The sequence below is a fragment of the Agrobacterium sp. NPDC089420 genome, from assembly GCF_044900305.1.
Lineage (GTDB): Bacteria > Pseudomonadota > Alphaproteobacteria > Rhizobiales > Rhizobiaceae > Agrobacterium.
The window spans coordinates 168,829-192,569 of record NZ_JBJDMY010000007.1 but is presented as its reverse complement, the minus strand read 5'-3'; the positions used below and the strand labels follow the sequence as shown (position 1 = coordinate 192,569).

Here is a 23,741-nt window from a genome sequence, read left to right as displayed (position 1 = left end):
GGGTATGTTCCTGATTTGCTGGTGATGATGGCGGCCGAGGCCCGGCCGCCTTGGGTTGCCCTTATCTGTGGGCGTTGAGCGAAACGACGTTATGCATCGTTTCGTCTGCGCTCGACAGGAAACGCTTCAGATTGCGCGCTGCCTGACGAATTCGATGCTCGTTCTCCACGAGCGCGAGACGGACGTAATCGTCGCCCATCTCGCCAAAGCCGATGCCGGGAGCAACGGCAATATCGGCCTTCTCGACCAGAAGCTTGGAGAATTCCAGGCTGCCGAGATGGCGGAACTTTTCCGGGATCTTCGCCCAGGCGAACATGGTCGCCGCCGGCGGCGGAACCTCGAAACCGGCCTTGCCGAAGGTGTCGACCATCACATCGCGGCGGCGGCGATAGACATTGCGCACTTCGGCAATGTCGGAACCGTCGCCGTTCAGCGCATGGGTCGCCGCAACCTGGATCGGCGTGAAGGCGCCGTAATCGAGATAGGACTTCACGCGCGTCAGCGCCGCGATCAGCCGCTCGTTGCCGACGGCAAAGCCCATGCGCCAGCCGGGCATGGAGAAGGTCTTCGACATCGAGGTGAACTCCACCGCAACGTCGATGGCGCCGGGAACTTCCAGAACGGATGGCGGCGGATTGTTTTCGTCGAAATAGATTTCCGAATAGGCAAGGTCGGACAACACGATGATCTCGTGCTTCTTCGCGAATGCGATGACGTCCTTGTAGAAATCGAGCGAGGCGACATGCGCCGTCGGGTTCGACGGGTAGTTGATGATCAGCGCCAGAGGTTTGGGAATGGAGTGGCGCACCGCGCGCTCCAGCGGCCCGAAGAAGCTCTCATCCGGCTCGACATTCATCGAACGGATGACGCCGCCCGCCATCAGGAAACCGAAGGCATGGATCGGATAGGTCGGGTTCGGACACAGGATGACGTCGCCAGGTGCGGTAATGGCCTGCGCCATGTTGGCGAAGCCTTCCTTGGAACCGAGCGTGGCGACAACCTGCGTGTCGGGGTTCAGCTTCACGCCGAAACGGCGGGCGTAGTAGGCGGCCTGCGCGCGGCGAAGGCCGGGGATGCCCTTGGACGAGGAATAACGATGGGTGCGCGGATCCTGAACGACCTCGCAAAGCTTGTCGACGATCGCCTTCGGGGTCGGAAGGTCGGGATTGCCCATGCCGAGATCGATGATATCGGCCCCGGCCGCTCGCGCGCTCGCTTTCAAACGGTTGACCTGTTCGAAGACGTATTGCGGCAGACGCCGGACCTTGTGAAACTCTTCCATCTCTTTCCTCATGGGAATGGACCGGTACTGCCGGCCCATAACGAAGGTTCGTTTTTGTTTTTAAACGCCGCCGACACGAACCGATCCGGCAGGCGTTATTCATTGTACCGCAAAGCACGGGAAAACCTACAAGGCTTTTCTCGGCCCACGCGGCGCGCGGTCATTGCCCTTGCCTTCGGCACGGCTTTCCAGCGGCCTGCGGCAAGACGGATCGCGCAATGGGATCAAGGAACTTGCATAACGCCAGATTCTTGGAAAATGCAAGGCAAGCCATGCTCAAGAACGGCCATTCCTGCCGTTCAGCCGCGCTCGCCCTTCACAATTGCCGCGCGGATGAGCGAAAGCACGCGCTCCGGCTCGATATCCGTGCAGACGAGCTGGCTCGGATGCCCGTCCCAGTCGCCCGGCGGAAAGGCGCGGCCATCCGGCTTCTGGATGGTCTGGCCGTCGGCAAGTCCGCCGCAGACGACGCGCACCGGGCCGCTGCGGGTGGTAAACAGTTCCGGCGCGACGAGATAGACGCAGGCGCAGCTGTCATGCACCACCATGCCGTCGCCGGTGCGGGTCTTGTAGAAATCGATATAGAACTGCGACAGGTCGGAAAGCAGCTGCACCGGCTTGCCGCCGGCCTCTGCCATCTCCGCCATGAAGGCGCTGGTCATCACGGTCCTTGTCGTGACATCGAGACCGACGACGACCACCCGCCAGGGGGCGGTGAAGACGAGATCGGCCGCTTCCGGGTCGCCATGAATATTGGCCTCGGCCGCCGGCGAGACGTTGCCGTTGATGTCGAAGGCACCGCCCATGACGATGACCTCCTTCACCAGCGCAGCGAAATCCGGCTCTTCTCTCAGCGCCAGCGCCAGATTGGTCATTCGGCCGACGGCGATCAGCGTCACCTCGCCGGGATGGGCCTTCACCGTCTCGATGATGAAACGATGCGCCGGGCGCGGATCGAGCGGCAGATCGATGGTCTCGGGGATATCGATGTCACCGAGCCCGTTTTCGCCGTGGATGAAGGTGGGCCAGTGGCCTTCCTTGCGGGCAGGATCGAAGGTCATGCCCGCACCCCTGGCAACTGTCGCTGTCATCTGCCATTCCCGCTTGAGGAAAAGCGCATTGCGGGTGGTGATATCGATGGGGGCGTTGCCGAAAACCGTGGTGACGCCGATCAGATCGATATCGGGGTGGCGATGCAGGAACAGAAGCGCCATGGCGTCGTCCACACCGGGATCCGTATCGAATATCACTTTATGCATAATGCCCTCATCCATGTGTCTCAGGCGTCAACCGTCCTTCTGGCGACGCGCCACGGAAACATAGCGATAAGCGGCCACACCGCAATCCCCTGCCCGCAGCCGAACGCACAGAAAGAGATTGCGCAGTCATCCTTTCGGTGAAAGAAGAAGCCCTCTCCTTCCGCCTGCCCGGACATATCAAGTGCAAGACATCGCCCTCAACGTTTTTCTCGTCCTTTTCTGCGTCGCCATCTTTGCCGGATTTATCGATTCCATCGCCGGCGGCGGCGGTCTCATCACCATTCCGGCGATGCTGATCATGGGTATCGCGCCGCTCGATACGCTCGGCACCAACAAGCTGCAATCGCAGTTCGGCTCGGCCTCCGCCACCATCGCCTATGCCCGGCGCGGCCATGTCAATCTGAGGGAACAATTGCCCATGGCCGTCATGGCCATGCTCGGCGGCGGGCTCGGCGCCGTCACCGCCGCCTTCGTGCCGGCCGACCTGTTGCGCACCATCATGCCGTTCCTGCTGATTGCGATTGCGCTTTATTTCGCCTTCAAGCCGCAGCTCACCGATATCGACAGCCACCGCCGCATCACGCCTTTCGTGTTCGGCCTTACCGTCGCGCCGCTGGTCGGTTTTTACGACGGTGTTTTCGGCCCCGGTGCCGGGTCCTTCTATATGCTGGCTTTTGTGGCGCTCGCCGGTTTCGGCATGCTGAAGGCGACCGCCCATACCAAGCTCTTAAACCTCGGTTCGAATTTCGGCGGCTTTGTCGTCTTCGCCATTGGCGGTGCAGTTCTTTGGAAGCTGGGATTGGCCATGGGTGTGGGCCAGTTCATCGGCGCGCAGATCGGATCACGCTTCGCCATGAAAAACGGCGCGAAGATCATCCGCCCGCTTCTCGTTCTGTCCTGTATGGCAATGGCGACGAAGCTGCTCGTCGATGCGTCGTCCGCCTGGTCCATCGCCACGATCTGGGAAACAATCTTCCCGAAATAGGCGATGACGAAGCGCCGTGCCCCCGTCATCAACGGGCGGACGGCAGGCGCTCCGACAGGTCAGCCGGCGGCGCGGCGCCGGCGATCGGCGATTTCCCGGATCACCACCATGGCGCCCACGAGCTTGTAGGCGGAGGAGTAGCAGGGCGACATTTCCAGCGATTTCACGACCGTGCGGCCGTTCTGGTCTTCCGCATAGGTATATTTCGACGTGTCGCCCTTGAAGCAATTGTCGAGCTTTTCCCTGAGGTCGTTCTGGAAACGATGCACACCGACAAGCTCGGCAATGTGGCAGCCCAAAAGCCCTTCGGGCGCATTGCGCTGGAAGGCATCGAGCGCATTGGCAAAGGAGACCCTGTAACCGGGGGAAACAATGACCACCGGTTCGTCAAGATCGTTGAGCATGTCCTCGTCGAGGATCAGGTGACGGTGGTGCCACTCCAGAGTGTCTTCGTCCTCGTCGCCGATGACCTTCGCCTTCGGCGGCATGCCGACATAGCGATCGACAAGCGTGCGCAGAAGCTCGGAATTGCGCTGCACGCAACCAAGGTCTTCCGCTTCATGATTGAGGAGATCGATGGCGAAACGGAACTGCTCGCGAATATCTTCGGAGCTCTCCGTCTGACGCCCGACGACACGCTCGAGAAGCTGCTCCAGTTCACGCTCCAGCACCGCGATCTTGTCGGCTTCGTTTTTACCAACGGCAGATTGCAGTTCCGTATAACGCAGCCAGAACAGCTCAATCAAATCTTTCAACCCAATTCTCCCTGAGCGGGCAAACACCCCGCTCCCAATCCGAAAGGATAAACCCTTTACCCCCGATTATAGCGTCTTCGCGCTTAAAAATGACGTAACGAAGCGCGGAAACGCCGTGGGGATTGTTGTCCAAAATATCACAGCCACCGCTATTTTTTCAATTTCGATAATCCATGAACGAAAAATGAGGTTCCACTAATATGGAAAAATATCGAAACGCACAATTTCGCGGTCGAATTTAATATGAATTGTGAAAAACGCACTGGCGGCTGAAGGCCTCAGATCTGGTGCTTCACGTCCCAGCGGTCGTGATACCACAACCATTGTCCGGGATATTCCCGCACCCAGCTTTCCACCTTGTCGTTCAGAAGCTGCGCCGTTGCCTGAATATCGACATTGCCTCTTTCATCGCGGGGAATCTCGACCTTCGGTTCGATTTCCAGACGGTAGCGGTTGTCCGGCAGGCGCACGCAGCGGGCGGGATAGACATCGCAGTTGAACTGCCGCACCAGCTTGGCCAGGAGTGGATTGGTGCGCACCTCGAGCCCGAAGAATTTCGTCGTCAAACCCTTGCTGAATTTCTGGTCGACAAGCACGCCGACACCGCCGCCCTTTTCCAGCTGCCGCGCTAAGGCAAAGGAGGAGCCCGCATGCGATGGCACAAGGTTGCCCATGCGCTCCTTGCGGAAATTGAACACCTTGTCGGCCACGAAAGGATTGTTCGGCGGCCGGAACAGTACCGTTACATCAAGGCCGAAGGCCGAGCCGGCCACCGGCAGCAGCTCGAAATTGCCGCTATGGGCGGTAAAGACGATGAAGGGCCGCGGATTGTCGCGCAGCTCGAGAAAGGTCGGGATGCCCTCGACCTCGATGCGGCCCGGCTCGTTCTTTTCCGGATCGAAATCGAACAGCCGGTCGAGAAACACATATTCCGCCGCCAGCCGGCCCATATTGGCCCAGCTGTCCATGGCGATCTCAAGCCGCTCTTCTTCGGATTTCTCCGGAAAGGCGCGCGCCAGATTATGAAGCATCAGCTTGTGGCGGCCGGTTTTCGGCCCCACGAAGCGCGCCAGCCGGTCGGCGGCGCGAATGCCCGCATCGGCGGGGAAAAGCTTCAGCAGGTTGAGCAGGCCGAAAGCGAATGTCGCAATCAGCCACTGCCGGAAGTGGTCCAGTTTCAGGACGATCCGCGTCAGGAACAGTTTCACGATGGTCAGTCCATCCGCAGAACGATCTTGCCGAACACCTGGCGCGTCTCCATGCGCTCCAGCGCCCGGTCGATATCGTCGAAGGTAACTTCGGTGTCGATGACGGGATGAACGATGCCGCGCGCCATCTTCTGCATGGCATTGGCCATGTTTTCCATGCGGCAGCCGAAGGAGCCGAGCAGTTTCAGCTGCTGCTGGAACAGCATCATCAGATTGATGTCGGTGGAAACGCCCGAGGTGGAACCGCAGGTGACGAGGCGGCCGCCGCGCTTCAGCGAGAACATCGAGGCGACGAAGGTGTCCTTGCCGACATGTTCGAAGACAACGTCGACGCCCTTCTTTTTCGTCAGCTTGCGCACGACGCCTTCGAAACGGTCGGTGCGGTAGTTGATGACGTGGTCGGCGCCCAGCGCCTTCGCCCGTTCGATCTTGTCGTCGGAACCGACGGTGGTGATGACGGTGCAGCCCATCTTCTTGGCAAGCTGGATCGCCGCCGTGCCGATGCCGGAACCACCGGCATGGATGAGAATGGTTTCGCCGGGCTCGAGCTTGGCATTGTCGAACAGCATATGCTCGACGGTGCCGAAGGTCACCGGCGCCAGAGCCGCAGCAACGGCGTCAATGCCATGCGGTGCCGGCACGAGCTGACGGGCGGGAATATTGATCTTTTCCTGCGCGAAACCGTCGAGATGGAAACCGTGCACGCCCTGGACATGTTCGCACAGATTGTCACGGCCTTCGCGACAGGGCTTGCACAGCCCGCAGGTGCGCGCGCCATAGATCGCGACGAGCTGGCCGGGCAGCACGTTCGAAACGCCCGGACCGATGGCCTCGACCACGCCCGAAGCCTCGGCGCCAATGGTGAGCGGCATCTTGCGCTTGGCGAAAGCCATGCCGCGCCAGCCCCATACGTCGATGTGGTTGAGCGCCACGGCCTTGACGCGCAGCGTCACCTCGCCCGGTGCCGGCGCATCCGGTTCGGGCAGGTCCACTTTTTCGAGCTTCCGGTCGTCCACGAGTTGAAGAGCGCGCATATATCAGTCCTTCGCCCGAGGGCGTTTATCTAAAAATCATTCCAGCAAAACTCTGTAACGGTTTTGCGGCCGGAATGCGTAATCAAAGAAGCGAGAGCGTTTCCGCAATTGCCTCGGAAACGCTCCTGTTGATGGCGAAACCGGTTAAGCCGGTTCCCGCGTCATGACAAGGCTTGCATTCTGCCCGCCAAACCCGAAGGAGTTGGAGAGAACCGCGCCCACCTGCGCATCCCGCTTCACATTCGGCACCACGTCGAGCGTGATGGTCGGATCGGGATTGTTGTAGTTGATCGTCGGCGGCAAAGTGCCGGTCAGCATGGTCTGCAGCGAGAATACCGCTTCCACGGCGCCTGCTGCGGTCAGGGTATGACCGATCATCGACTTGTTGGACGACAGCGGAATATCCTTCAGGCCTTCGCCGAAGACGGCCAGCATCGAGCCATATTCCATCTTGTCGTTTTCCGGCGTCGAGGTGCCGTGGGCGTTGATATAGCCGATATCGCTTTCGGCCACGCCCGCATCGGCCAGCGCCGCGCGGATCGTCGCAATCGCCGGTCCGCCATCGGGCGAAGACCGGGTGCGGTGGAAGCTGTCGGCCTTTTCACCCGCACCCTTGATGATGCCGAGCACCTTCGCACCGCGTGCAACGGCCGCTTCGAGCGATTCCAGCACCAGCGTCGCAGCGCCTTCGGCGATCACGAAACCGTCGCGGTCCTTGCTGAACGGCTTGGAGGCCTTTTCCGGCGGGTCGTTCTGGGTCGAAAGCGCGGAGAGAAGCGAAAAGCGGATCAGCGCTTCGGCGCTGACCGAACCGTCGGTCGCAACCGTCAGCGCCCGCTCCGTGCGGCCCTGGCGGATGGCTTCGACGCCAAGCTGGATCGCGGTCGCGCCCGATGCACAGGCGGTGGACAGCGTGACCGGCAGGCCGCGTGTGCCGAAACGGTCGGAAAGACGCTCGGAAATCGCGCCGAACAGGGCCGCTTCCTGGAAGGCCGGGTCGGGACGCTGCCGGAAGGCCGTCAGGAAACGTTCATAGGCATCACCCGGCTGGGCGGCCGGCGGAGACCGGTCGGCAAGCTCGAAACGGGCGCTCCATTCCGGTTCGATCGGCGGCGCTGCGAGAAACAGCGGACCGTCGAAATCGCCGGAGATGCCGGCCTGCGCCAGAGCCTCGATGGTGGTTTCGCGGGCAAAAGCATAGGAACGCTCGACGGAATTCGGAACCGGGATATCGATGAAATCCACCGTGCCGCTGATCCGCGTCGAAAGCCCCTCGGTCGGGAAACGGGTGATCTTGTGGATGCCCGACTTGCCCGACGTCAGCGCCGCCCAGTTATCGGCAAGCCCCTGCCCGAGCGAGGTGATGATGCCCATGCCGGTGACGGCGACGATCGGGCGACCGAGATGATCCCTGAAATTGGAAGTCATGGTCTTTCTCCTCAAACGTCGCGCGACAGAACGGCGACACCTTCGCCGCGCACATGGCCGACGGTGGTGACAACGGCTTCGCTCGCCGCTTCGCCCATGGGCTTTTCCGCAGCCGCGTCGAAGGTAGGAACCTTCGCGCCGCTTTCAAGCGTCAGCGCCGCGAGCGCGAGGCCGAGCGGAAACTGTGCTTCAAGTCCATGGCCGGTGATACCGCCAAAACCACGAATGGCAGCATTCGGCAGGGCTTTTTCGAGAATGTCCTTCTCGCGGGCCGTCACGCCGTCATGACCGCTGGCGCCGGAAAACACGACGGTCGCAGCGCTGTCCTTTGCAGGCGCAAGCAGGCGCTCCATGCGCTTTTCCATCTTGCCGTCATCGCGGCTGCCGCGGTCGCCCTCAATGGCGTCGATACGGGCATAAACCCGCGCGCCGCGCGCGCTGGCATGCTTGCGCGATTCCAGCACGAGGAAGGCGCCGAGCGAACCGGAAATCATGCCGCCGCCGTCCTGGCTTTCACGCGACCACAGCGGCTGCCAGCCGCCCTGCGCATGCGCGCCGATGGCTTCAAACAGCAGGATCATGTCGGGACGTTCAGCCGAGAAGGCGCCGCCGACAAGGGCATGGCTCGATTCGCCGGAACGGATGCGGTGGAATGCGGTTTCGACGGCGGAAATGCCGGCCGCTTCTTCGCCCATGAAGGTGCGGGACGAACCGGTGACCTTGTGCACGATGGAGATATTGCCGGCCATCAGGTTGGAAAGCTGGGCGAGAAACAGCGTCGGGCGCAGTTCCGTCGTCAGCTTCTCGTTCAGCAGCTTTTCACGGTCGTTGCGCTTCAGGGCCTCGTCGACGATCAGCGTATCGACATTGATGTCGCGCTCACCGCCGCCGGCCGCCACGATCATGTCCATGGTGGCGCAGGCCTCGGCATTGTCCTTCAGCCCGGCATCGTCAAGCGCCAGACCCGCGGCGAACACGCCGAGACGCTGCCAGTTTTCCATCTGGCGCTGGTCGCCGCGCTTGGCGATCTGCGCCGACCAGTCGATCTCCGGCATGGGATGAACCGGATAGGGCTTGAACTTTTCGGTCTCGACAATCGTCGCCGGCGCAGCGGCTCCAGAAAGAAGCGCCACATGCGCCTGGCTGCCGACGCCGTGACAGGTCACGATGCCGACCCCTGTTATCACCACATCATTGTCAGATTTCATCGTCTGTCATCCTTTGCAGCCGGCCCCACCGAAACGGTCACGGCTATCCACAGCGGTTGCGAACAACCACGTCATGTGTTGCGGAATAAAGCCCGCGATGCGGATTGGCAATGGTGAAGGCCTGTTCCGCCGTCGCGAGCCCACGATTTTCATGCTTCGAAACCGGGCCGGCGGCAAAGCGGCCCTCTTCGAAACGGGTGGAAACGCTTAACCCTGCGCGTCTGCGGCAATGGCGGCGATCAGGCCGACTTCCTCGGCCCGCTTCTTGACAATCGGACCAAGCGGGATTTCGCTGAACGGCATGGTGCGCAACTTCAGCTGCGCGTCGCAGACCTTCTTGCCGGCAGAGGTGATCTTCGCCTTGGTGACCGCGAAACCGGAACCGTCATGCTCCAGCACGGCCTCGATATCGAGAACCGCGCCCGGCTCCACGAAGGTGCGCATCTTGGCGCCGTCGACCGACATCAGGAACGGCATGGAGGCAAAATCGGAAAATGCCAGAACCAGCATGCCGGAGGCCTGCGCCATGGTCTCGATCAGAAGCACGCCCGGAACCAGCGGCATGCCAGGGAAATGGCCTTCGAACACCGGGCTCTTGTCGGGAACGACAGACTGCGCCTTCAATGTGCGCGCCGTCATGTCCACGGCTTCGACCTTGTCGATCATCTGAAAATATTCAAGCAGCATTCGTCCGGCCCGTTTCTGGTCGGTTAGTCATGGTTTGCGCGCAGGCGGCATCAAAAGAAAATGCCCGCCGGAAGCGGGCATCGTCACATCAGCCCTTGGCTGCACGCAATTCGTCGATCTTGGCGCAGAGGTTCTTCAGCACGAAATATTCTTCGGTGGAAACCTTGCCTTCGTTGACTTCCTGCGTCCACTGCTCGAGCGGAATCTTGATGCCGAATTCCTTGTCGATGGCAAAGACGATATCAAGAAAGTCGAGGCTGTCGATGCCCAGATCGTCGATCGTGTGGCTCTCCGGCGTAATGGTCTCGCGGTCGATTTCGCTGGTTTCGGCGATAATGTCGGCAACCTTGTCGAATGTAGCTGTCACGCCCATAATCCTTATTGTCGTTCGTATGAATTATCCTGTCTGACGCACCACATAGGCAAGTCGCACAAAAAAGCCAATGGTTTCGTGACGTAACTTTGAAATTTGCCCCAAAACTGTTGCCTAAACAGCAACCGAATGGCGGCCGCGTCCATTGCCGAGATAGGTGTCGAAGATTGCCGCTATATTACGCACAAAGGGCCTTCCGGCCTCCGTTACCGCAAAAATATCGGCGTCGAAACGCACCACCCCGTCCCGGTCGCTTGCGGCAAAATGCTGAGCCTGCATCCTCACCGAACGGCTACCCTTGCCGAAACGCCGTTGCAGATCCGAAAGATCGATCGAGAAATCGCACATCAGCCTCTCGATCACATGCGAGCGCAGATGATCCTCGTCCGACAGTTCTATTCCCCTGACGACGGCAAGCCCGCCGTCGCCCGCCAGACGCTGATATTCCCCCGTCGCCGCCATGTTCTGCACATAACCCTGCGGCAGCCTGCCGATCGACGAGGCGCCGAGCCCGATCAGCGCATCGGCCGTGTCGGTGGTATAGCCCTGGAAATTCCGCCTGAGGGCGCCCGCTTCTGCAGCCTGGCAGAGAGTATCGGCCGGCCTGGCGAAATGATCGATGCCGACCGCCCTGTAACCGGCCGTTTTCAGCATCTCGCCTGCCATCGTCATCTGGCGGTAACGCTCGCCAATGTCAGGCAGCGCGTGTTCGGGGATCAGCGACTGGTGTTTTTTCATCCACGGCACATGGGCATAACCGAAAAGCGCGATGCGGTCGGGATCGAGCGAGACGATCTGACCGACGGTCTTTTCCAATGTCTCGCAGCTCTGGAACGGAAGGCCGTAAAGGATGTCGCAATTGACCGAATGCACACCCCTCGCCCGCACGGCATCCACCACCGATTTCGTCTGTTCGAACGACTGGATACGGTTGATGGTTTTTTGCACTTTGTCATCGAAATCCTGCACGCCGAGGCTCGCCCGCGACATGCCGATGGCGGCAAGCGCGTCATAGCGGCCGTCATCCAGATCGTTGGGGTCCATTTCAACACTGATTTCCGGTGCGAGCCCGAAGGTGAAGTGACGCCGCAGACAGTCCATCAGGCTCCGCAGGTCCTGCGGCTTCAGCATGGTGGGAGAACCGCCGCCGAAATGCACCGCGCTCACCACGGCATCGGGTGAAACAAGCGCGCCCACCGCCTCGATCTCCCGCTTGAGCGCTTCCAGATAAACGGCAATCGGTTCGTATTTCAGCGTGTGCTTGGTATGACAGGCGCAGAACCAGCACAGCCGGTCGCAATAGGGAATATGCAGGTAAAGCGATATCCGGTTCCTGTGACCCAGCGCGCCGAGCCAGCCGCGATAGGTGGCGTTATCGATTCCCCCGTGGAAATGCGGCGCGGTGGGATAGCTGGTGTAACGCGGCACGGCGCCCGAATATTTGCGAAGAAGTTCGGTATTCATCACCGGATTTGCCTTTTATCAAGAAAATGTCGATTTCCTCTCTTTCAGTAACGGCTGCGACAGTTTGCAACTTTGACTTCAATCAAATTGCACCGTAAGTTCTTGCTAAAGTAGACGCGGGGGCGACGGCTACGCGGCGCAAGCCTTCAGAGGGACCGGATCTGATACCCACGGTCGCAATCGTTCCGAAAAAGCCAGCATTGGAAAAGGCTTATGGATACGCTGCAGAAAACCATCCACAATTCGGAAGAGCCCGTCGTCTGCCGCTCGTGCGAGGCGCGTCACGGCGGTCTATGCAGCACGCTGACACCGCAGCAACTATGCGATCTTAACCGCCATTCCAGCCGCAAGAAACTGCAAGCCGGCAACGAGCTGCTTGGCCAGGGCGAACTCGTCACCTCCTACGGCAATATCCTCAATGGCGTGGTGAAGCTGTCGAAAATGATGTCGGACGGCCGCCAGCAGATCGTCGGGCTGCAATTCGCGCCGGATTTTCTCGGCCGGCCGTTCATGGCCGAAAGCAAGATGACGGCGGAGGCGGCAACCGATGTGGAAATCTGCCTTTTCCCACGCCGCGTCGTGGACCGCATGGTCTGCGAAGTGCCGGACATGGAGCGCAAGCTCCACAATCAGTCGCTGAAGGAACTGGACGAAGCGCGCGACTGGATGCTGACGCTCGGCCGCAAATCGGCGCAGGAAAAGGTTGCCAGCTTCCTTTATATGATCGCCACCCATATCGATCCGGAAAACGATGACAAATCGGCTTTCGACCTGCCGCTGTCACGCGCCGACATTGCCGATTTCCTCGGCCTCACCATCGAGACTGTTAGCCGGCAAATGACCAAGCTGCGCAAGGAAGGCATTATCCGCATCGAGAACAACCGCCATATCACGGTGCCTGATCTCGATGCGCTGAGCGAAGCCGCCGGCAACGACTGACCAGCGCTTCGCCGCCTTCTTCATCGTCCCTGAAGCGCGGATGTTCCGATATTGACATACGGCGCGCGCGCCTGAGCCGGCGCGAGCGCAAAACCGGCAAGAACCAGCAGAGCGGCAATGCATCTCATGATATTTCACCCTGTATGCCGCCTTTTCAGCGGCCTGTTTGTTATGGCTGCAACATAAGCGGAAAACCGCATCCATCCGCTTAACATCTTCGGTAAGCAGATGGTTCAAAGGCAGGGTAAAGAAGGGGTTATGACGTCCTTGGCCATTCTCCGGTAAGAACAGCCTGTCGAGGAACATCCGTCAGGCCGGCATGCATGCGCATGGCGGGCGAGACATGCCAAACAGCGGGAAGACGGCAAAGCAGGCGGCCGCTTTAGCGATAGACGTGCAGCGCCAGGGCTGGCGCACCGACAATCGCCGCATCAACCGGATTGAGCCCTTATTGCGAAGCAGGCGTCGCAACAGGCTTCTGGTTTTCGGCAAGCGCCCGCAACTCTGCCACCCGGCGCTTGTATTCGGCTTCCGAAATCTGGCCGTTGCGGCGGGCTGCGCCGAGGCGGGAAAGGCTCGATTCCATTTTGGAGGCCTCATCGTCACCCATCTGCGTTCCGGCGGCCGTCATGGGGGCGGAAAAGGTCGGATAGGTGCCGGTGTCGCGCTTCTGGCTCACCGCATTGTCGCTGACGGGGCGCGGACCGACGATTTCGGCTGTCGGGCGGCGCATATGGGCAGGTGCCACGATCGGTTCGGGAGCCTTGCAGGCGGCGAGCGTGGTGACAAACACGGTGCCGCAGAGCGAGAGAACAGCGATTTTCGCGGCGTTTTCCGCATATGTTCCCCATGTGCCCCATATGCCCATGTGCTTGCCCATCGTCCTGTTCCGCCTGTAAGGATATCTGCCGATATCGAATTCGACCATGGTTCGGCCTTTTGCGGCCTCCCCTTGCTGGTGGAACTTGTATTCGTTTTCATGCAGAATGTGCAAATACAAATTTGGTGGAGGATGATGCATGGCAGGTGTTGACGGCGGCGCTGAGAAAAAGGGTGGCAAAACCCCCGGCTTCGACGCCAGCTCCGCCGAGGCCTACCTGATCCGCGACCCCGAAACCTTCGCGATCAACCTCGCCCGTGCGCTCGAAAATCTCGGCAAGGCCGCATCCGAATGGCTGGCGCCGCGCGAACGCGGTGAAATCCCGAAGACCAGCGCCGATCCGCTGACCGACCTCGTCAAGACGCTGTCCGACGTCGCCGAATATTGGATGGCCGAGCCGAAACGGTCGCTGGAGGCGCAGACCCATCTGCTTTCCAGCTATTACGATCTGTGGGCAAAATCGGTGGCGCAGTTTTCCGGCGATGCCGATTCGGCCCCGCAGAAACCCACCGAAAGCGGACCTGCGGAACGGCGCAACCGGCGTTTTGCCGATGCCGACTGGCAGGCCAATCCGTTCTTCGATTTCCTTCTGAAAGCCTACCAGACCACCGTTGGCTTCGCCGACCGGATGGTGACGGAGGCAGAGGGGCTGGACGAACATACCCGCACCAAGGCGCTATTTTACATGCGCCAGGTGACGGAGGCGCTTTCGCCGGCCAATTTCGTCTTCACCAATCCGCAGGTCTTCCGCGAGACGGTCGCCTCCAGCGGCGCCAATCTCGTCAAGGGCATGGCGCAGCTGGCAGAGGATGTCGCGGCCGGCAATGGCCATCTGAAACTGCGCCAGACCGACTACAGCAAATTCGTCATCGGCCAGAATATCGCCGTCACCCCCGGCAAGGTGGTGGCGAAAAGCCCGCTCTGCGAAATCATCCATTATGCGCCGACGACGAAAAAGGCCTTCAAACGGCCACTGCTGATCGTGCCGCCCTGGATCAACAAATTCTACATTCTCGATCTCAACCCGCAGAAATCCTTCGTCGGATGGTGCCTCGAGCAGGGCCACAGCGTCTTCATGGTCTCGTGGATCAACCCGGATGCAGGCCTCGCCGACAAGGGCTGGGACGATTACATCCGCGATGGCATCGATTTCGCCCTCGACACCATCGAGGAGCGCACCGGCGAGAGGCAAATCAACGCGATCGGTTATTGCGTCGGCGGCACGCTCCTGTCCTCGGCGCTGGCGCTGCATGCGCAGCAGGGCGATGAGCGTATCCGCAGCGCCACGCTGCTTGCCGCCCAGACCGATTTCATCCATGCCGGCGATCTCAAGGTCTTCATCGACGAAGGCCAGCTTGCCGCACTCGACAAGCACATGCAGGCGGTCGGTTATCTCGACGGTTCGATCATGGCCACCGTCTTCAACATGTTGCGCGCCTCCGATCTCATCTGGCCCTACATGGTCGATAATTACCTGCGCGGCGCCGAGCCCCTGCCCTTCGATCTGCTCTACTGGAATTCCGATTCGACCCGGGTGACGGCCGCCAGCCACTCCTTCTATCTGCGCAATTGTTACCTCGAGAACAATCTCGCCCGCGGGCTGATGCGCATTGCCGGCAAGCGGATCAATCTCGGCGATATCACCATACCCGTCTATGATCTCGCCACACGCGACGACCATATCGCGCCTGCGAAATCGGTCTTCACCGGTGCTGCGCTGTTCGGCGGGCCGGTGGAATTCGTGCTCGGCGCGTCCGGCCACATCGCCGGCGTCGTCAACCCGCCGCAGCTTGAGAAATACCAATATTGGACCGGGCCGTCACCCGCCGGAGACTTCGAGGCCTGGCAGGCTGCCGCCACCGCCCACAAAGGTTCCTGGTGGGTGCACTGGCAGAACTGGATCGAAAGCCAGAATGCCGAAAAGGTCAAGGCGCGCAAACCCGAAGACGGCAAGCGCCCCGTGCTCGGCGACGCGCCGGGGACGTATGTGCTGTCATAGAACGTCCGTGAAAATGACCAGTACAGGATAGAAAGACGTCTTCCACCAGCGATCCCTCCACCCTCATTCCTGTGCTCTTCACAGGAATCCGGCCGATGCGCGTCTGCGCCGCGACAGAGGCCGTTCAGCCCAAGGACTTGGCTGGCTGGATCCCTGTGACAAGCACAGGGATGAGGGTGTAAGACAGATCCCGCAAAACACACGCTTACCGTCAAGGCCCCATGTTCTTCACACCCCCGCTCATTCCCGCCACGCTTATTTCCCGCTACAAACGTTTCCTCTTCGATGCCGTGCTGGAAGACGGAACCGCGATCACCGGCTCCTGCCCCAATACCGGCTCCATGCGCGGGCTGACGACGCCGGGTTCGCGCATCTGGCTGTCCGAACATGACAGTCCGACCCGCAAATATCGCCATATGCTGGAAATGGTCGAGGCCGATGGCACCGTCGTCGGCATCAATACCGGCATGCCGAACCGGCTGGCGGAAGAGGCCATCCTCACCGGCCGCATCCCGGAGCTCGGCGGTTATTCGACGATCCGGCGCGAACAGAAATACGGCCGCAATTCCCGCATCGATTTCCTGCTGTCGCAACCCGGCCGGCCGGATGCCTATGTGGAGGTCAAGAACGTGCATTTCATGCGCGAGAAGGGGCTGGCCGAATTTCCTGATACCGCCACCAAACGCGGCGCCAAACATCTGGAGGAACTGGGTGACGCTGCGCAAGCAGGTTACCGCTCAGTGATGCTCTATCTCATCCAGCGCGACGATTGCGCGCGGATGCGCATCTGCGATGATCTCGACCCCGTCTATGCGCTGGCGTTTCAGCGGGCGATGGCGCGCGGCGTGGAGGCCTATGCGGTGAAATGCACGGTCTCGCCCTCACAAATTTCGGTCAGTGGAACGGTTAAGATGGACGAATGGCGTCCCGCTGTTTTATGAACAGGGACGTAAAGAGACAGAAAGCACTCAGATGGTCACCTATATCGACGCAGCCTCCGCCCCCCTCAAGAATACCGGCGTCATCCGCCTTTATACGCTCGAGGACTTTGACGGCATGCGCAAGGCGTGCCAGCTGACGGCGCGTTGCCTCGATGAGCTGGCGGCCATCGTCAGGCCGGGCGTGACGACCGACGCCATCGACCGTTTCGTCTTCGAATTCGGCGCCGACCATGGCGCGCTGCCGGCGACGCTGAATTATCGCGGTTATACCAAATCCGTCTGCACCTCGATCAACCACGTGGTCTGCCACGGCATCCCGGATGAAAAACCGCTGCGCGAGGGCGATATCGTCAATATCGACGTGACCTATGTGCTGGATGGCTGGCATGGCGATTCGAGCCGCATGTATCCGGTCGGCCAGATCAAGCGCGCCGCCGAGCGGCTGATGGAAGTGACCTATGAATGCCTGCTGCGCGGCATCGCGGCGGTAAAACCCGGCGTGCGCACGGGTGCGATCGGCGCGGCGATCCAGGCCTATGCGGAGGCCGAACGCTGCTCCGTCGTGCGCGATTTCTGCGGCCACGGCGTCGGACGCCTGTTCCACGACACGCCGAACATCCTGCACTACGGCCGCCCCGAGGAAGGACCGGAAATCCGCGAGGGCATGATCTTCACCATCGAACCGATGATCAACCTCGGCAAGCCGCATGTGAAGGTGCTCTCCGACGGCTGGACGGCGGTGACGCGCGACCGCTCCCTCTCCGCCCAATATGAACATGCCGTCGGCGTCACGGCCACCGGCTGCGAAATCTTCACGCTGTCGCCGGGCGGCTTCGACCGTCCGGGCCTGCCGCCGCTTCCCCCCGCATAAGGCCAGACCGCCTATGGCAAAACGCCCCGCCCCGCCTCCCGCCGATCTTTCCACACCCCCCGGCTTTCAGGCGGGCGAAGGCGACCTTTTCGACGCGGCGGATGAGCGCGGCTTTTTTGCCGAACCGCGAAACACCCCGAAGAAAGCCGAACGGGCCGTTGCGGACCAGGAGGCGGATGCCGTTCACTACCACGGCCACCGGGACCGGCTGCGGGCACGTTACCGCGATGGCGGCGACGCAGCCCTTGCCGATTATGAATTGCTGGAGCTCGTGCTGTTCCGGCTGATTCCGAGACGCGATACCAAACCCATCGCCAAAGCGCTCATCGCCCGTTTCGGAACGCTTGGCGGTGTGCTCGGCGCGCCCTTGCCGCTATTGCAGGAGGTGAAGGGCGTGGGCGAGGCCGTGGCACTCGATCTGAAACTCGTCGCCTCCGTTTCCCAGCGCATGCTGAAAAGCGAAATCCGCAACAAGCAGGTCCTGAGTTCCTGGTCATCGGTCATCGATTATTGCCATGCCGCCATGGCCCACGAAACGCGCGAGCAGTTCCGCATCCTGTTCCTCGACAAGCGCAACGTCCTGATCGCCGACGAGGTGCAGGGCCAGGGAACCGTGGACCACACGCCGGTCTATCCGCGCGAAATCGTGCGCCGCGCGCTTGAATTATCGTCCACCGCCCTGATTTTAATTCACAACCATCCGAGTGGAGACCCCACTCCTTCGCGTGCGGATATCGAGATGACCAAGACCATCATCGATACGGCCAAGCCGCTCGGCATCACCGTCCACGACCATATCATCATCGGCAAGGATGGCCACGCCAGTTTCAAGGGCCTGCGGCTGATCTGAAATTTATAAAAAAATACAAAGAGATAGATAGAGCTCGCTATTCACGAAGGGCGGAAGCGCCCTTGCGGTGACGCGAAGATCCATTCCCGCCTGCAACCCATAAGAGCGACATCAATACAAAATTAACACCTATAAATTAGCATTTCCGAAAATAATAAATCAAGGCATCGAACCTTGATGCCTTAGGAACGGGGGTGCTTTATGCGTAATGGAGTACGTTTATTTCGCGACCGATCCGGCTCGTCAGCCGTCGAATTCGCCATCGTCGCGCCTATCTTCTTTCTCGTCCTGCTGACCATGATCGCCTACGGCATCTACCTGATGGCGGCCTATTCGGTGCAGCAGGTCGCCGCCGATGCGGCAAGGACGGCGGTTGCCGGCCTCAATACGACCGAGCGTCAGCAGCTTGCCCGGGATTTCATCGCCAGAAGCAATCTCGGTTACGCCTTCATGGACAAGAAGCGTTTCACCGTCGATGTCGCTACCGATCCGGCCAATGCCAACCAGTTCACGGTCAAGGTCGAATATGACGCCCGCGATCTGCCGATCTGGAGCCTCTACAGCTACACCCTGCCCGAGCCGGTCATCCGGCGTTTTTCCACCATCCGGATCGGAGGAGCATGACATGCGGACCATCCATTCCCTGCTTCCCGGCTTCCTGAAGGACCGCGGCGGCAACATCGCCATCTCGGCCGGACTGACCGCGCCGCTTTTCATCGGCATTCTGGCGCTCGGCGTCGACTACGGTTATCTGACGCTGCAGAAACGGCAATTGCAGCAGACCGCCGATCTCGCGGCCATTTCGGCGGCCGCCAGCGCCGCCGACCCGGAAAAGGCCGTGCAGCAATATTTCGCCCTCAACGGCATGAACCTCGGCGTCAAGACGGCGCAGGGTCTCCTGACCGAGAAGGGTCTGCAACCCTTCGATCCCTTGAACGAATTTGCCAGCAGCAACGGTTACGCCGAAGTCATCAAGGGCCACTATGAGCCGGACGCCACCGTTCCCGTCGGGCAACGCTTCGTCGAAAACGCCCTGCCCACCAATGCGGTGAAAGTGAATATCGTCGAAAAGGGCGAGATATTCTTCGCCTCCGCCTTTACCAAGCCCCCCAAGGTCTCCGCCGTCGGAACCGCCTCGTCCCAGAGGATTGCGGCATTTTCGGTAGGATCGCGGCTCGCCAGCCTCGATGAGGGGATCATCAACAGTCTGCTCGGCGGCCTGCTCGGCACCACCGTCTCGCTGAAACTCATGGATTACAAGGCGCTCATCGCTGCCGACGTCAACGCGTTGCATGTCGTCGACGCCCTGGCGATCGATCTCAAGCTCACGGCCGGCACCTATAAGGATGTTCTCCAGACGGAAATCACCTATGGCAAATTCCTGGACGTGCTGACGAAAACCACCGGCGTGCAGCCTGCCGTCGCGACAATTCTCGGCACGCTGCAGAAGGTCGCCAATAAAAGCAACATCAAGATCAAGCTGGAGGAAATCCTCAATCTGGGGCCTCTGTCGGACAAGCTGATTGGCAGTGGCGAAAACCTCAAGGTCAATGCCAGCGTGTTCGATCTCATCAACGCCGCCGCCATCGCCGGTAATGGCGGAAGTCAACTCGGGCTCAATCTCAATGCCAATCTTCTGGGCCTTGCTTCGGTCAAGGCAACGCTTGCCATCGGCGAGCCGCCGGTCGAAACCCCCTCGCTCGCGGTCGGCGGACAGGGAACCATCGTCCGTACCGCGCAGACCCGGCTGGCGCTGAATGTCGTGGTCGACGGTCTTCAGGCCATTGCCGGCCTCAAGGTCAATCTTCCGCTTTATGTGGAAGTCGCCCATGCCGAAGCGCGGCTTGCCGATATTCGCTGCACCGGCGGCGGACAGGGCACGGTGGATGTGGAGGTTGTGCCGGGTGTTGCGGAAATCGCCCTCGGCAATGTCGATACCTCGGCCTTCGCCAATTTCGGCAAGGACCCGCGCGTCACCAAGGCGGCAATCGTGGATTCGGCGCTGCTTGCCATCAATGGCAGCGCCCTCATCAACGCCACCAACATGACAAAGACCAAACTGACCTTCACGCAGTCGGATATTACACAGGGCAAGATCAAGAGCGTCTCCACCAAGGACACCGTGACCACCCTTGTCAGCTCGCTGCTGAAGAACCTCAATCTGGATATCAGGCTGCTGTTCCTCAACCTCGATCTGGGAGGTCTGGCGGGCATACAGTCGGCGCTGGCCAACACGCTTGCAGTTGTCACGGCGCCCGTCGATCAGCTGCTCTACAACGTGCTTCTGGTTCTCGGCGTCAAGATCGGCGAAGCCGATGTGCGGGTCACGGACGTCCGCTGCCAGCAGCCGGCGCTGGTGCAGTAATTCCATCTTCACGCACAAAAAAGCCGCCGGGAAATATCCCGGCGGCTTTTCATGTGATCGCTTTTTGTATCAGGCGTTGGCAATCGCCAGACGCTTCTCGTCACGGCCGCTCTTCATGCGTTCGGACAGCAGGAAGGCCAGTTCCAGCGCCTGATCGGCGTTGAGACGCGGATCGCAATGGGTATGGTAACGGTCGGACAGCGAATCCGCCGTCACGGCGCGCGCGCCGCCCGTGCATTCCGTCACGTCCTTGCCGGTCATCTCGATATGGATGCCGCCCGGATGCGTGCCTTCGGCACGGTGAATCTGGAAGAAGCTTTCCACTTCCGACAGGATGCGCTCGAACGGACGCGTCTTGTAGTGGTTGAGCGTGATCGTGTTGCCATGCATGGGATCGCAGGACCAGACGACCTTGCGGCCTTCCTTCTCCACCGCGCGAATGAGCTTCGGCAGGCTGTCGGCAACCTTGTCATGGCCGAAACGGCAGATCAGGGTCAGGCGGCCGGCCTCGTTCGTGGGGTTCAGCGCATCGATCAGCTCGATCAGATTATCGGGCGTCAGCGACGGACCGCATTTCAGGCCGATCGGGTTCTTGATGCCACGGAAATATTCCACATGCGCATGGTCGAGCTGGCGCGTGCGGTCGCCGATCCAGATCATGTGGCCGGACGTGGCGTACCAGTCGCCGGAGGTGGAATCGACGCGCGTGAGCGCCTCTTCGTAACCGAGCAGCAGCGCCTCATGGCTGGTGAAGAAATCGGTTTCGCGCAGGCTGGGATTGCTCTCCGCCGTAATGCCGATCGCCTTCATGAAATCCATGGTTTCGGAAATCCGGTCGGCCAGCTTGCGGTAACGGTCCGCCTGCGGGCTGTCCTTGATGAAACCGAGCATCCACTGGTGAACGTTTTCAAGGTTGGCGTAACCACCCATCGCGAAAGCGCGCAAGAGGTTCAGCGTCGCGGCCGACTGGCGGTAGGCGTCGAGCTGGCGCTCCGGGCTCGGCACGCGCGAACCTTCGTTGAATTCGATGCCGTTGATGATGTCGCCGCGGTAGGACGGCAATGTCACGCCATCCAGCACTTCCACGTTGGAAGAGCGCGGCTTGGCGAACTGGCCGGCAATGCGACCCACCTTCACGACGGGCAGCTGCGCGCCGTAGGTCAGGACGACGGCCATCTGCAGGAAGGCACGGAAGAAGTCGCGGATATTGTCCGCGCCATGTTCGGCAAAGCTTTCGGCGCAATCGCCGCCCTGCAGCAGGAAGGCGTTGCCTTCCGCCACATTGGCGAGCTGTTTTTTCAGGCGGCGGGCCTCACCGGCAAAGACCAGCGGCGGATAGGTCGCAAGCGTGGCTTCCGTTGCCGCAAGCGCTGCCGCGTCCGGATATTCGGGAACCTGCTGGATCGGTTTCTGCCGCCAGCTGCCGGGGGTCCAATTCTGTGCCATGTTCTTACCCTTTTCTCGCCCGCGTGACTGCCGCGCGGCCGCCTCGAAAAATTGAGCGGCTTATAGCCTCAAGCATCGGCTTTGCATAGCCGATCCCCGTTCCATCCGGCTCATTCTGGCCGTTTTGGGCGCTCCAGATGCACAAAAGTCAATTCAAACGATTTAACCAACCCGCCGCGCTTTGAAAAACACTGGTTTTCGAAGGGCGGCGGGCAAATTCGGACAAGGATCATATCACGCTGACATCAGCGCTACACCCGTTCGCCCTTCACCACGCGGTAGCTCGGCGAATACATCGTCACCAGCTCTTCGGCGGCCGTCGGATGAACCGCCATGGTGCGGTCGAAATCGTCCTTGGTGCAGCCGGCCTTCAGCGTGATGCCGAGAAGCTGCGCCATCTCGCCCGCCTCGTGGCCGAGAATATGGACGCCGACGACCCTGCGGTCGGCGGCATTGACGATCAGCTTCATGATCGTCTTTTCCTGGCGGCCAGACAGCGTCGCCTTCATCGGCCGGAACTGGGCGCGATAGACTTCGAGTTCCGGATATTTCCTGCCCGCTTCCTCTTCCGAAAGACCGACGGTGCCGATCTCCGGCTGCGAGAACACCGCCGTCGCGATCAGCTCGTGATCCGGCTTGGTCGGGTTGTTCTTGTATTCGGTCTCGATGAAGCACATGGCCTCGTGGATCGCCACCGGCGTCAGCTGTACCCGGTCGGTGACGTCGCCCAGCGCGAAGATGCTCGGCACATTCGTGCGCGAATAATCGTCGACGATGACAGCGCCGCGCCCATCCACCTTCACGCCGGCATTTTCGAGGCCAAGACCCCTGGTGTTCGGATCGCGGCCGAGCGCCAGCATCACGGTTTCGACGGCAAGCGTACCGTGGCTCTTCGTGCGGGCCTGCAACGTGCCCTCGCCCTTCGTCACTTCTTCGATGACATCGCTGAGCAGGATCTTGATGCCCTTGGCCTCCATCGCTTCATGCAGGCCCTTGCTCATGTCCTGATCGAACCGCGACAGGATTTCCTTGCCGCGATAGATCAGCGTCGTTTCGACGCCGAGCCCATGGAATATATTGGCGAATTCCACGGCAATGTAACCGCCGCCGGCAATCAGGATAGATTTCGGCAGTTCTTCCAGGTTGAAGGCCTCGTTGGACGAGATCGTCAGCTCATGACCGGGCAACGACCTGTGCTCGTTCGGCGTGCCGCCGACGGCAATCACGATGCGCTCGGCGGTGAAGGTCTCGCCGGTTTTCGTCAGCCTCACGGTATGGGCATCCACCAGCTCCGCGCGGCTGTCGAAAATATCGGCCTTGGCGTTCTCCAGCCCCTTGCGGTAAAGCCCTTCGAGCCGGGTGATTTCCTTGTCCTTCGCCGCGATCAGCTTTTTCCAGTCGAAGCTGCGCTCCCCGACGCTCCAGCCGAAGCCTTCCGAATCCTCGAAATGCTCGGGAAATTGCGAGGCATAAACAAACAGCTTCTTCGGCACGCAGCCGCGGATGACGCAGGTGCCGCCATAGCGATATTCTTCCGCAATCCCCACACGCTTGCCAAGCGAGGCCGCCACGCGGCCGCTGCGCACGCCGCCGGAACCGCCACCGATGACGAAGAGATCGTAGTCATAAGCTGTCATAGTCAAAACCCCTGATCAAAACCGCCATACAGGCCTCAAGACCGGCGGCGGTGCATTCACGCCACATATAGGTGCTGCGACGCACAAATGAAAAGCCCGGTCTTGCGGCCGGGCTTTGAATATTTCTGAA

The 23,741-nt window shown here is 60.6% G+C and carries 21 protein-coding genes; 8 read left to right on the top strand and 13 right to left on the bottom strand.

The genetic code is table 11. The features are described 5' to 3' along the window. Positions 1–61 precede the first annotated feature (61 nt). Both ACI2KA_RS13545 and ACI2KA_RS13540 read right to left on the bottom strand, forming a co-directional pair. Positions 62–1,282: an LL-diaminopimelate aminotransferase gene (locus tag ACI2KA_RS13545; protein ID WP_035223305.1), complete on the bottom strand. Its 1,221-nt coding sequence runs from the start codon at positions 1,280–1,282 to the stop codon at positions 62–64. 299 nt (positions 1,283–1,581) lie between these two features. Next, positions 1,582–2,541, bottom strand: coding sequence for a nucleoside hydrolase (locus ACI2KA_RS13540; RefSeq protein WP_404502805.1), 960 nt, complete (start codon positions 2,539–2,541; stop codon positions 1,582–1,584). 181 nt (positions 2,542–2,722) lie between these two features. Between ACI2KA_RS13540 and ACI2KA_RS13535 the strand changes: the two genes are divergently transcribed. Then, on the top strand, positions 2,723–3,526 hold the full coding sequence (locus tag ACI2KA_RS13535; RefSeq protein ID WP_404502803.1) for a TSUP family transporter: 804 nt from the start codon (positions 2,723–2,725) through the stop codon (positions 3,524–3,526). Between the two features lie 59 nt (positions 3,527–3,585). Here ACI2KA_RS13535 and ACI2KA_RS13530 read toward each other — a convergent pair whose 3' ends face one another. The 8 genes from ACI2KA_RS13530 to hemN form a co-directional block, all read right to left on the bottom strand. Beyond that, positions 3,586–4,281 carry a hypothetical protein gene (locus ACI2KA_RS13530; RefSeq protein ID WP_404502801.1) on the bottom strand — a complete coding sequence of 232 codons (696 nt, stop codon included), beginning with the start codon at positions 4,279–4,281 and terminating at the stop codon, positions 3,586–3,588. A gap of 278 nt (positions 4,282–4,559) precedes the next feature. Next, the gene (locus ACI2KA_RS13525; RefSeq protein WP_404502799.1) at positions 4,560–5,489 is read right to left on the bottom strand and encodes a lipid A biosynthesis lauroyl acyltransferase; all 930 of its coding nucleotides are present in this window, start codon (positions 5,487–5,489) and stop codon (positions 4,560–4,562) included. A 5-nt stretch (positions 5,490–5,494) separates the two neighbouring features. After that, positions 5,495–6,523: a zinc-binding dehydrogenase gene (locus ACI2KA_RS13520; protein WP_404502797.1), complete on the bottom strand. Its 1,029-nt coding sequence runs from the start codon at positions 6,521–6,523 to the stop codon at positions 5,495–5,497. Positions 6,524–6,667: 144 nt separating this feature from the next. Continuing rightward, positions 6,668–7,951 carry a beta-ketoacyl-ACP synthase gene (locus ACI2KA_RS13515; protein WP_065115765.1) on the bottom strand — a complete coding sequence of 428 codons (1,284 nt, stop codon included), beginning with the start codon at positions 7,949–7,951 and terminating at the stop codon, positions 6,668–6,670. An 11-nt stretch (positions 7,952–7,962) separates the two neighbouring features. After that, positions 7,963–9,159 (bottom strand): beta-ketoacyl-ACP synthase, encoded by a 1,197-nt coding sequence (locus ACI2KA_RS13510; protein WP_404502795.1) that lies wholly within the window; start codon positions 9,157–9,159, stop codon positions 7,963–7,965. A 207-nt stretch (positions 9,160–9,366) separates the two neighbouring features. Next, positions 9,367–9,846, bottom strand: coding sequence for a 3-hydroxyacyl-ACP dehydratase FabZ family protein (locus ACI2KA_RS13505; protein ID WP_404502793.1), 480 nt, complete (start codon positions 9,844–9,846; stop codon positions 9,367–9,369). Between the two features lie 88 nt (positions 9,847–9,934). After that, positions 9,935–10,219, bottom strand: a complete 285-nt coding sequence (locus tag ACI2KA_RS13500) for an acyl carrier protein (RefSeq protein ID WP_003495848.1) — start codon at positions 10,217–10,219, stop codon at positions 9,935–9,937. A gap of 114 nt (positions 10,220–10,333) precedes the next feature. Further along, positions 10,334–11,683 carry an oxygen-independent coproporphyrinogen III oxidase gene (gene hemN / locus ACI2KA_RS13495; RefSeq protein ID WP_404502791.1) on the bottom strand — a complete coding sequence of 450 codons (1,350 nt, stop codon included), beginning with the start codon at positions 11,681–11,683 and terminating at the stop codon, positions 10,334–10,336. A 213-nt stretch (positions 11,684–11,896) separates the two neighbouring features. On the opposite strand from hemN, the gene fnrN reads away from it, so the two are divergent. Beyond that, a complete protein-coding gene (gene fnrN / locus ACI2KA_RS13490; protein ID WP_404502789.1) occupies positions 11,897–12,622 on the top strand; it encodes a transcriptional regulator FnrN in 726 nt (241 codons plus the stop codon). 448 nt (positions 12,623–13,070) lie between these two features. Here the strand turns inward: fnrN and ACI2KA_RS13485 are convergent, their stop codons facing one another. Then, the gene (locus ACI2KA_RS13485) at positions 13,071–13,550 is read right to left on the bottom strand and encodes a hypothetical protein (RefSeq protein WP_404502787.1); all 480 of its coding nucleotides are present in this window, start codon (positions 13,548–13,550) and stop codon (positions 13,071–13,073) included. A gap of 91 nt (positions 13,551–13,641) precedes the next feature. Here ACI2KA_RS13485 and ACI2KA_RS13480 point away from each other — a divergent pair, with 91 nt between their 5' ends. From ACI2KA_RS13480 to ACI2KA_RS13455, 6 genes are all read left to right on the top strand, one after another. Then, a complete protein-coding gene (locus tag ACI2KA_RS13480; RefSeq protein WP_404502785.1) occupies positions 13,642–15,501 on the top strand; it encodes a PHA/PHB synthase family protein in 1,860 nt (619 codons plus the stop codon). 221 nt (positions 15,502–15,722) lie between these two features. Next, on the top strand, positions 15,723–16,442 hold the full coding sequence (sfsA, locus tag ACI2KA_RS13475; RefSeq protein ID WP_404502783.1) for a DNA/RNA nuclease SfsA: 720 nt from the start codon (positions 15,723–15,725) through the stop codon (positions 16,440–16,442). A gap of 31 nt (positions 16,443–16,473) precedes the next feature. Then, on the top strand, positions 16,474–17,313 hold the full coding sequence (gene map, locus ACI2KA_RS13470) for a type I methionyl aminopeptidase (protein ID WP_404502781.1): 840 nt from the start codon (positions 16,474–16,476) through the stop codon (positions 17,311–17,313). A gap of 13 nt (positions 17,314–17,326) precedes the next feature. After that, positions 17,327–18,163, top strand: a complete 837-nt coding sequence (gene radC / locus ACI2KA_RS13465) for a DNA repair protein RadC (RefSeq protein ID WP_404502779.1) — start codon at positions 17,327–17,329, stop codon at positions 18,161–18,163. Positions 18,164–18,364: 201 nt separating this feature from the next. After that, complete coding sequence (locus tag ACI2KA_RS13460) at positions 18,365–18,787, top strand: TadE/TadG family type IV pilus assembly protein (RefSeq protein WP_404502777.1); 423 nt, start codon at positions 18,365–18,367, stop codon at positions 18,785–18,787. A 1-nt stretch (position 18,788) separates the two neighbouring features. After that, entirely contained in the window at positions 18,789–20,528 is a 1,740-nt protein-coding gene (locus ACI2KA_RS13455) for a TadG family pilus assembly protein (RefSeq protein ID WP_404502775.1), read from the top strand. Between the two features lie 69 nt (positions 20,529–20,597). On the opposite strand, the gene ACI2KA_RS13450 is transcribed toward ACI2KA_RS13455, so the two are convergent. Further along, the gene (locus ACI2KA_RS13450) at positions 20,598–21,974 is read right to left on the bottom strand and encodes a class II 3-deoxy-7-phosphoheptulonate synthase (protein WP_404502773.1); all 1,377 of its coding nucleotides are present in this window, start codon (positions 21,972–21,974) and stop codon (positions 20,598–20,600) included. A gap of 251 nt (positions 21,975–22,225) precedes the next feature. Beyond that, positions 22,226–23,611: a glutathione-disulfide reductase gene (gene gor, locus ACI2KA_RS13445; protein ID WP_404502771.1), complete on the bottom strand. Its 1,386-nt coding sequence runs from the start codon at positions 23,609–23,611 to the stop codon at positions 22,226–22,228. Positions 23,612–23,741: the final 130 nt, after the last annotated feature.

Bases quoted from the DNA above. Each gene is read 5' to 3' on its own strand.
- ACI2KA_RS13485 (WP_404502787.1), bottom strand. From the start codon at position 13,550: ATGGTCGAATTCGATATCGGCAGATATCCTTACAGGCGGAACAGGACG.
- ACI2KA_RS13540 (WP_404502805.1), bottom strand. From the start codon at position 2,541: ATGCATAAAGTGATATTCGATACGGATCCCGGTGTGGACGACGCCATG.
- map (WP_404502781.1), top strand. From the start codon at position 16,474: ATGGTCACCTATATCGACGCAGCCTCCGCCCCCCTCAAGAATACCGGC.
- ACI2KA_RS13455 (WP_404502775.1), top strand. From the start codon at position 18,789: ATGCGGACCATCCATTCCCTGCTTCCCGGCTTCCTGAAGGACCGCGGC.
- ACI2KA_RS13545 (WP_035223305.1), bottom strand. From the start codon at position 1,282: ATGGAAGAGTTTCACAAGGTCCGGCGTCTGCCGCAATACGTCTTCGAA.
- ACI2KA_RS13480 (WP_404502785.1), top strand. From the start codon at position 13,642: ATGGCAGGTGTTGACGGCGGCGCTGAGAAAAAGGGTGGCAAAACCCCC.
- ACI2KA_RS13510 (WP_404502795.1), bottom strand. From the start codon at position 9,159: ATGAAATCTGACAATGATGTGGTGATAACAGGGGTCGGCATCGTGACC.
- sfsA (WP_404502783.1), top strand. From the start codon at position 15,723: ATGTTCTTCACACCCCCGCTCATTCCCGCCACGCTTATTTCCCGCTAC.
- fnrN (WP_404502789.1), top strand. From the start codon at position 11,897: ATGGATACGCTGCAGAAAACCATCCACAATTCGGAAGAGCCCGTCGTC.
- ACI2KA_RS13515 (WP_065115765.1), bottom strand. From the start codon at position 7,951: ATGACTTCCAATTTCAGGGATCATCTCGGTCGCCCGATCGTCGCCGTC.
- hemN (WP_404502791.1), bottom strand. From the start codon at position 11,683: ATGAATACCGAACTTCTTCGCAAATATTCGGGCGCCGTGCCGCGTTAC.
- ACI2KA_RS13450 (WP_404502773.1), bottom strand. From the start codon at position 21,974: ATGGCACAGAATTGGACCCCCGGCAGCTGGCGGCAGAAACCGATCCAG.
- radC (WP_404502779.1), top strand. From the start codon at position 17,327: ATGGCAAAACGCCCCGCCCCGCCTCCCGCCGATCTTTCCACACCCCCC.
- ACI2KA_RS13500 (WP_003495848.1), bottom strand. From the start codon at position 10,219: ATGGGCGTGACAGCTACATTCGACAAGGTTGCCGACATTATCGCCGAA.
- ACI2KA_RS13460 (WP_404502777.1), top strand. From the start codon at position 18,365: ATGCGTAATGGAGTACGTTTATTTCGCGACCGATCCGGCTCGTCAGCC.
- gor (WP_404502771.1), bottom strand. From the start codon at position 23,611: ATGACAGCTTATGACTACGATCTCTTCGTCATCGGTGGCGGTTCCGGC.
- ACI2KA_RS13505 (WP_404502793.1), bottom strand. From the start codon at position 9,846: ATGCTGCTTGAATATTTTCAGATGATCGACAAGGTCGAAGCCGTGGAC.
- ACI2KA_RS13520 (WP_404502797.1), bottom strand. From the start codon at position 6,523: ATGCGCGCTCTTCAACTCGTGGACGACCGGAAGCTCGAAAAAGTGGAC.